We start from the raw sequence: 7,597 nt of genomic DNA, 5'->3' as shown, positions 1-7,597 counted from the left end.
GGACACGGAAGGTGTCCCGGCCCGCGGCCGTCGTCGTACGGTGCTGCCGCGGAAAGCCCCTACAGGAACGAGTTGATCTCGATCGTCTCGGTGCGGCCGGGGCCGACGCCGATCGCGGAGATCGGTGCGCCCGACATCTCCTCCAGCGCCTTCACGTAGGCCTGCGCGTTCTTCGGCAGGTCGGAGAAGGTCTTCGCCTTGGTGATGTCCTCGGACCAGCCCGGCAGGTTCTCGTAGATCGGCTTCGCGTGGTGGAAGTCGGTCTGGTTGTAGGGCAGCTCCTCGACGCGCTTGCCGTCGATCTCGTACGCCACGCAGACCGGGATCTGCTCCCAGCCGGTGAGCACGTCGAGCTTGGTGAGGAAGAAGTCCGTCAAGCCGTTGACCCGGGTCGCGTACCGCGCGATCGGAGCGTCGAACCAGCCGCAGCGGCGGTCACGGCCGGTGGTGACACCGCGCTCGCCACCGATGCGGCGCAGCGCCTCGCCGTCCGCGTCCAGCAGCTCCGTCGGGAACGGGCCGGAGCCGACGCGCGTGGTGTACGCCTTGAGGATGCCGATGACCCGGCTGATCTTCGTCGGGCCCACGCCGGCACCGGTGCAGGCGCCGCCCGCGGTCGGGTTCGACGAGGTGACGAAGGGGTACGTGCCGTGGTCGACGTCGAGCAGGGTGCCCTGGCCGCCCTCGAACAGGACCACCTTGCCGTCGTCGATGGCGTTGTTGAGGATCAGCGTCGTGTCGGCGACGTACGGCTTGATCTGCTCCGCGTACTGGAGCATCTCCTCGACGATGCCCTCGGCCTCGATCGCGCGGCGGTTGAAGACCTTGGCCAGAAGCTGGTTCTTCTGCTCCAGGGCCGCCTCGACCTTCTGGACGAGGATCGACTCGTCGTAGAGGTCCTGGACGCGGATACCGACACGGTTGATCTTGTCGGCATACGTCGGGCCGATTCCGCGGCCGGTCGTGCCGATCTTCCTCTTACCGAGGAAGCGTTCCGACACCTTGTCGAGCGTGACGTTGTACGGAGTGATCAAATGAGCGTTGCCGCTGATCAGAAGCTTGGACGTGTCGACGCCACGGTCGTTCAGTCCACTCAGCTCGGAGAGCAGCACGGCCGGGTCGACCACGACACCGTTACCGATCACCGGGGTACAACCCGGCGACAGGATTCCGGAGGGGAGGAGATGCAGTGCGTACTTCTGGTCGCCTACGACAACCGTGTGACCGGCGTTGTTGCCGCCTTGGTATCGCACCACATAGTCGACGGATCCACCGAGGAGATCGGTGGCCTTCCCCTTGCCCTCGTCACCCCACTGAGCACCGAGCAGCACAAGTGCGGGCACAGGCGTACACCCCTTCCGGGCGGGGCATGTCCAAGGTCAGGGGCGTACGTAAAGGTCGTACTTGCCATACGACGATGTACGACAAAGCCTGAGCCGTCGAACCGGGTGCCCCGGAATAGACGAAGCCCCTGGCGCAATAGCGCAAGGGGCTCTTGCACCAAGATGCTACCCGAGGAAGGACCGAGGTGTCGGCTGCAGAGCCCCCCGGCGACGACGGCCACCAGCTGCTGGTGGTCATCGACCCGGTTGCCCGCCGGACCGACGGCGAGTCCGTCCGTATCGCGAAGGACGTGCTGAACGCCGGAGCGCACGCCAAGATCTCCCTTCCGGACACCCCGGAGGAGTTCGCCCGCGCCCTGTCCCGGCGGGGCAGCAGGCGTCCGGTGGTCATCGGCGACGACCATGCCCTGCTCCGCGCGGTGGCCCAGTTGCACCGGGACCGGGAGCTGGCCGACAGCGCCCTGGCGCTCGTCCCCGTCGGCGCCCCGCCCGCTCTGCGGCTCGCCCACTCCCTCGGTGTGCCGCGCGGCGCGGTGGCGGCGGCGCGGACGGCGCTGGACGGGGCGGTGCACCGTCTCGACCTGCTCGTCGACGACAGCGACGGCGTGGTCCTGGGCGGCGTGGACGTCCCGGCGCCCGCGCCCGCTGCCGGGCAGGGCACGGACGGCGCGGCGCCCCCGGCCCACTCGGGCGTCACGGCCGTCTGGGACAGCTGTGTCTCGCTGGTCCGCACCCTGGTCCGTCCCCTCCCGGCGACGGCCACCACCGGGGCCACCGGCTACCGCCTCCGGGTGGAGGCCGACGGCGTCCTCCTCAACGATCTGGACCGAGCTGTGGAGGCCGTCACCGTGAACTCGCTGAACGGCGGCGGCCTGGCCGAGGTGGTCGTACGCGTGTCGAGCGGCGAGACCGTGACGGCGGAGGCCAAGGCGGTGACGGTCTCCGGCCCCGATTTCCGCTACCGCGCCGACATACAGCTCCACGGCCCGGTCCGGCGGCGGACGTGGACGGTGTGGGCGAACGCCTGGGGGCTGATGGTCCCGGCGGCCGAGGCCGCGGCCTGAGCCCAGGAGGACCCGGGGCCCCCGCAACGGGACAGGGACGGGCTCACCGCCCCCTACGTCCTCGGGATCCCGCCCGGCCTCAGCGCCCCCCGACCAGCGCGTCGAGCACCCCGGAAGCCTTGGAGGCCCCGGAAGCCATGGAGGCCATGGAGGCCGGGCGTGATTCCGAAGCCCCGGAATCGGTCCCGAAAGCCCCGATGTCCTGGTCGAATTCGGCAGGCCCGCCCTTCAGATCCACCCGCAGCCCGTCCTCGGTGACCGTGACGGCGCTGGGGCGCAGGCCCAGCGCGACCGCCGCGCGATCCGAGGCGGTCGCACCCGTACCGCCACCCGCACCGCCCGCCGTCAGGCCGGCGAGGGCGGAGTCGATGGTGTCGGTCACGGACTTCGGCGCGGCGACGCCGAACATCGTCGCCCCGGTCAGGGTGAAGCGGACAGTGCCGTCGCGCAGGACGGGCCGTACGTCGGCCCGCCCGAGGCCGCCCCCGCCCAGGGTGATCCGCAGCGTTCCGTCGGCCGGCCGGGGTTCGACGCCGCCGACCATCGCTCCGAACGCGCCGCCGGCCGCCGCGACTCGGCCGCGCAGGGCGTCGGCAGGTATCTCGGCACGGGCGCTGCTGCCGGACACCGAGGCCCGGCCGCCTCCGTGGGGGGCGGTGAGGTCCCTGAGTTCCGCGTCGACCGTGACTCCGTCGAATCCGTCGAGCGTCGCGTCGTCCGCGTGCAGGGTCAGGGTGCCCAGTTCGCCGCGGGTGAGCGCCACGAGACCCCAGCCGTCGGCGTCGGCCGTCACCTCGGAGCCGAGCCGTTCGCCGGCCAGCTTCTCCACCCGTCCGTCCACCACGTGCCGGGCGACGGCCTCCGCACCGGCCAGGGCCAGCACTCCGGCGAGGACGGCTCCCCCCAGTACGGCGGTGCGTCGCCGCGCGGGCCATGTCTTCATGCGATGCCTCCACGGCGGTCGTCCACGGTCCAGCAAGCCATGCTTCAGCGGGTCACGTTCAGCGGGCCACGTTCAGTGGTCGGCGGTCGGCGGTCGGTGGAAAACCCCGCCTCCGGCCCGGCGGATCACCGGCGGGACCCCTGGCGGGCCTTCCAGCGCTCCATCATCGTGACGATCTCGTCCTGGACGAACTCGAAGAACTCCGCCGTCTCCGCGAGCCGCGCGCCCGCCGGGGTCTCCTCGCCGAGGGAGCGGGCCCCGTCGCGGAGGGTCTGTTCCCAGCGGGTCATGACCCGGTCGCGTCCGGCGAAGGTGGTGTACCAGATCTCGTGGTGGAGCCGGTAACGGTCGCGGCGGGAGCCCGGTTCGCGTTCCCGGCCGACCATGCCGACCTGGGTGAGGTAGCCGATCGCGCCGGAGACGGCAGCCGGGCTGATCCGCAGCCCGGAGGCGAGTTCGGCCGAGGTCATGGTGGCGTCGTCGTCGGCGAGGAGTGCGGCGAAGACGCGCGAGGCCATGCGCTGCATGCCGGCTTCCGTCATGTCGGCCGCGAACCGCTCGACGAACCGCGAGACGGCCTCCCCGTCCCGGGCGCCGACGCCCGGCCGCTCTCCGGGATCCGGTCCGGCGCCTCTGCCGCCCGTACCGCCCGCGCTCTCGCTCATCGCCGTTCCGTCCTCCCGATCCGGCCCTCCGGCCGGTCCTCCAGGGGGTGTCAGGGGTGTTCCGCCCACTTCCGCACGCCCTGGCTCCCGGTGTCACGTGCTTCCCGACTTTATACGGTTCCTTAACTTCAGAAATTTGTGAAACCCGCGTACTTTCGGAGCCATGACGACGGCCATCTCCGTGTCCGCACTGCACAAGTCGTTCGGCCGGACCCCCGCACTGAACGGTCTCGAACTCTCCGTGGACCAGGGGGAGGTGCACGGCTTCCTCGGCCCCAACGGCGCCGGGAAGTCCACCGCCATCCGTGTCCTGCTCGGTCTGCTGCGCGCCGACTCCGGCACCGCGCGGCTGTTCGGCCAGGACCCCTGGCAGGACGCGGTCGCCCTGCACCGCAGGCTCGCGTACGTCCCGGGTGACGTCACGCTCTGGCGGAACCTCACCGGCGGCGAGGTCATCGACCTCTACGGGCGGCTGCGCGGTGGACTCGACCGCACCCGGCGCGACGCTCTGGTCCGCCGCTTCGAGCTGGACCCGGCGAAGAAGGGGCGTACGTACTCCAAGGGCAACCGCCAGAAGGTCGCCTTGGTCGCCGCGTTCGCCTCCGACGCCGAGTTGCTGATCCTGGACGAACCGACCAGCGGGCTCGACCCGTTGATGGAGTCGGTGTTCCGCGGCTGCGTCAACGAGGCACGCGACCGGGGGTGCACGGTCCTGCTCTCCAGCCACCTCCTCAGCGAGGTCGAGACCCTCTGCGACCGGGTGAGCATCATCCGCCGGGGCCGCACGGTCGAGACGGGGTCACTGACCGGGATGCGGCACCTGACACGTACCGGCATCATCGCCGAACTCCGCTCCGTACCCGACGGGTTGGCAGAGCTCCCCGGAGTCCACGGGTACGAGGCGCGGGGCGCCCGGATCAGCTGCCAGGTGGACACCGACAAGCTCGACGCCGTCCTCGCCGCCCTGTCGGCCGCCGGAGTACGCGCCCTGAACTGCGCCCCGCCGACGCTGGAGGAACTCTTCCTGCGCCACTACGCGGCGCACGGCACCCCTGCGGACACCTCCGCCGAGAAAAACGGCGCTCGGGACCGCGACGAGGACGGGACGGCGGCGCGATGACCTCGGCGACGACCGCGGACGCCTCGGGCGCGCTCCCCCGCCCCGGCGCCACCGGGACCCCACACCGCTCCCGCTCCGCCCGGTTCGCCGGCACCGGCGGCCTGCTGCGCCTCGCGCTCCGCCGCGACCGGGTGATGGTCCCCGTGTGGCTGCTGGCGATCGGCGGCTCGTTCGCCTCCGTGGCCGGCTCGTTCGCCTCCCTCTACCCGACCGTCGCCGACCGCGCCGGCCTCGCCGCCTCCATGAACGCCAACGGAAGCCTTCGGGCGCTCTACGGCCCCGTCCTCGGCGACTCGGCAGGCGCGCTCGTCGCCTGGCGGATGGCCGGTTTCGGGGCGGGGCTGGCCGCAGTGATGTCGCTGATCGTCGTCGTGCGGCACACCCGCGAGGAGGAGGAGAGCGGACGCCAGGAGATGCTCTGGGCCGCGCCGTTGGGCCGCCGCGCCCCGCTGACCGCTGCGCTCCTCGCCGCCGCCGTGGCCGATCTGGCGCTCGCCGCGCTCGTGGTGCTCCTCCTGACGGCCGCCGGATGCGGTGGCCACGGCGCGTACGCGCTGGGCCTCGCGGTCGCCGGGACGGGGCTGCTCTTCGCCGCCGTCGCCGCCGTCGCCGCCCAGTTCACCGGGACCGCGCGCGCCGCGAAGGGCGTGACCGCCGCCGCTCTCGGCGCCGCGTTCGTCCTCAAGGCCGCCGGTGACGCGGCGAGCACCGGCGGCTCCTCCGCCCTGACCCGGCTCTCCCCCTTCGGCTGGGTGGAGAACACCCGTGCGTACGCCGGCGAACGCTGGTGGGTGCTCCTCCTCTTCGCCGCCGGTACCGCCGCGCTGCTGACCCTCGCCTTCGCGCTCGCCGCCCGACGCGACCTGGGCAGCGCCCTCTTCGCGACCCGCCCGGGGCCCGCGACCGGCCGGATCACCACGCCGTACGGCCTGGCGCTGCGGCTCCAACGCGGCTCACTGGTCGGCTGGACGGTGTCCTTCGCGGTCGTCGGGCTCGTCTTCGGCCGGCTGGCCGGCGGCGCGGCGGATCTCGTCGGCGACAACGAGAAGACTCGGGAGATCATCGGGCGGATGGGCGGTGCGGCCGGGCTGACCGACGCGTTCCTCGCCGCGATGGCCGGGATGCTCGGCATGGTCGCCGCCCTGTACGTGGTCTCCTCGGCGCTCCGGCCGCTCGCCGAGGAGATGGGCGGCCGGGCCGAGCCCGTGCTCGTGGCGGGCGCCTCCCGTACCGCCTGGGCATGTGGGCACCTGCTCTTCGCCTTCGGCGGCGCGATCGCCGTGGTGGGCGCGGGCGGCCTGGGCCTCACCGCCGGTTACGGCCACCGCCTGCCCGCCGTGCTCGGCGCCGCCCTGGTCCAGCTCCCCGCGATCTGGCTGCTGGGCGGGGTGGCCGTGCTGCTGTACGGGACGGCGCCCCGGATCGCCGCCGCCGGCTCCTGGGGTGCGGCCGGACTCTGCCTGGCGCTCGGCTGGATCGGCCCGGCGGCCGGGCTCCCGCAGGTGGTGCTGGACGTGTCGCCCTTCACCCATCTGCCGAAGCTCCCGGGGGAGGACCTGCGGGGATGGGCCCTGGCCGCCCTGACGGCGGTGGCGGCGGCCCTGGTGGCGGCGGGCCTCGCCGCACTGCGGCGCCGGGACCTGCGGGGGTGAGACCCGCCGCAGCCACCTCGGCCCGCGAGGATCACACCTCCACGCGGAGCTCCTTCAGCCCACGAATCACGTATCCCGGGTGCCACTGAGGCTCCTCGACCAGCCGCATCTCCGGCGCCTTGCGCAACAACTCACCGAAGGAGGCCGCCAGTTCGATACGGGCCAGCGGGGCGCCGAGGCAGTAGTGGATGCCCGCGCCGAAGGTGGTGTGCGGGTTGTCCGGGCGGGTCAGGTCGAGGGTGTCCGGGTCGGTGAAGCGCTCCGGGTCGCGGTTGGCGGAGCCGAAGAGCAGCGCCACCTCGGAGCCGCGTGGGACGACGGTGCCGCCGATCTCGATGTCGTCCAGCACCCAGCGCTCGAACATCTGCAACGGGGTGTCGTACCGCAGGAGTTCTTCCACAGCTGTGGACAACAGGCCGTGGTCGGCCCGGAGCGCGGCAAGCTGCCCGGGGTGGTGGAAGAGGGTGCGCCAGCCGTTCACGGTGGTGTTGACGGTCGCCTCGTGGCCCGCGTTGAGCAGCAGCACACAGGTGGAGATCATCTCCTGCTCGGTGAGCCGCTCGTCCTCGTCGTGGGCGGCGATGAGCCCGGAGATCAGGTCCTCACCGGGCTTCTCCCGCCGCACGGCGATCAGTTCGCGCAGATACGCGGAGAACTCGGTGGACGCCGTCACGGCCGCTCGCGCGGTCTCCTCCGGCGGGTTCAGCTCGAACATGCCGCAGATCGCGGCCGACCAGGGGCGCAGCAACGGCCGGTCGGACTCCGGGACGCCCAGCATCTCGGCGATCACGGCGACCGGCAGCGGTTCGG

7 protein-coding genes are annotated in these 7,597 nt (G+C 72.4%); 3 read left to right on the top strand and 4 right to left on the bottom strand.

Going from position 1 to position 7,597, the window contains the following annotated elements; translation table 11 throughout:
- Positions 1-59: 59 nt before the first annotated feature.
- Positions 60-1,343 (bottom strand): adenylosuccinate synthase, encoded by a 1,284-nt coding sequence (locus ACFWEP_RS28465; protein WP_387374195.1) that lies wholly within the window; start codon positions 1,341-1,343, stop codon positions 60-62.
- Positions 1,344-1,528: 185 nt separating this feature from the next.
- On the opposite strand from ACFWEP_RS28465, the gene ACFWEP_RS28460 reads away from it, so the two are divergent.
- A complete protein-coding gene (locus ACFWEP_RS28460; RefSeq protein ID WP_387374194.1) occupies positions 1,529-2,407 on the top strand; it encodes a diacylglycerol kinase in 879 nt (292 codons plus the stop codon).
- A gap of 79 nt (positions 2,408-2,486) precedes the next feature.
- On the opposite strand, the gene ACFWEP_RS28455 is transcribed toward ACFWEP_RS28460, so the two are convergent.
- Together ACFWEP_RS28455 and ACFWEP_RS28450 are read right to left on the bottom strand one after the other, a co-directional pair.
- The gene (locus ACFWEP_RS28455; protein ID WP_387374192.1) at positions 2,487-3,350 is read right to left on the bottom strand and encodes a hypothetical protein; all 864 of its coding nucleotides are present in this window, start codon (positions 3,348-3,350) and stop codon (positions 2,487-2,489) included.
- 125 nt (positions 3,351-3,475) lie between these two features.
- A complete protein-coding gene (locus tag ACFWEP_RS28450; RefSeq protein ID WP_387374190.1) occupies positions 3,476-4,015 on the bottom strand; it encodes a GbsR/MarR family transcriptional regulator in 540 nt (179 codons plus the stop codon).
- A gap of 163 nt (positions 4,016-4,178) precedes the next feature.
- Here ACFWEP_RS28450 and ACFWEP_RS28445 point away from each other — a divergent pair, with 163 nt between their 5' ends.
- On the top strand, positions 4,179-5,135 hold the full coding sequence (locus tag ACFWEP_RS28445) for an ATP-binding cassette domain-containing protein (protein ID WP_387374188.1): 957 nt from the start codon (positions 4,179-4,181) through the stop codon (positions 5,133-5,135).
- On the top strand, positions 5,132-6,787 hold the full coding sequence (locus ACFWEP_RS28440) for an ABC transporter permease (protein WP_387374186.1): 1,656 nt from the start codon (positions 5,132-5,134) through the stop codon (positions 6,785-6,787). Before ACFWEP_RS28445 ends, ACFWEP_RS28440 begins: the two co-directional genes overlap by 4 nt.
- Positions 6,788-6,818: 31 nt before the next feature.
- On the opposite strand, the gene ACFWEP_RS28435 is transcribed toward ACFWEP_RS28440, so the two are convergent.
- A partial coding sequence (locus ACFWEP_RS28435) for a cytochrome P450 (RefSeq protein WP_387374184.1) occupies positions 6,819-7,597 on the bottom strand: 779 nt, incomplete at its 5' end.

Origin of the sequence: Streptomyces sp. NPDC060198, assembly GCF_042728415.1 — a bacterium.
Taxonomy (GTDB): Bacteria; Actinomycetota; Actinomycetes; order Streptomycetales; family Streptomycetaceae; genus Streptomyces.
The sequence above is the reverse complement of the archived record's forward strand: the minus strand, read 5'-3'. Positions and strand labels throughout refer to the sequence as shown.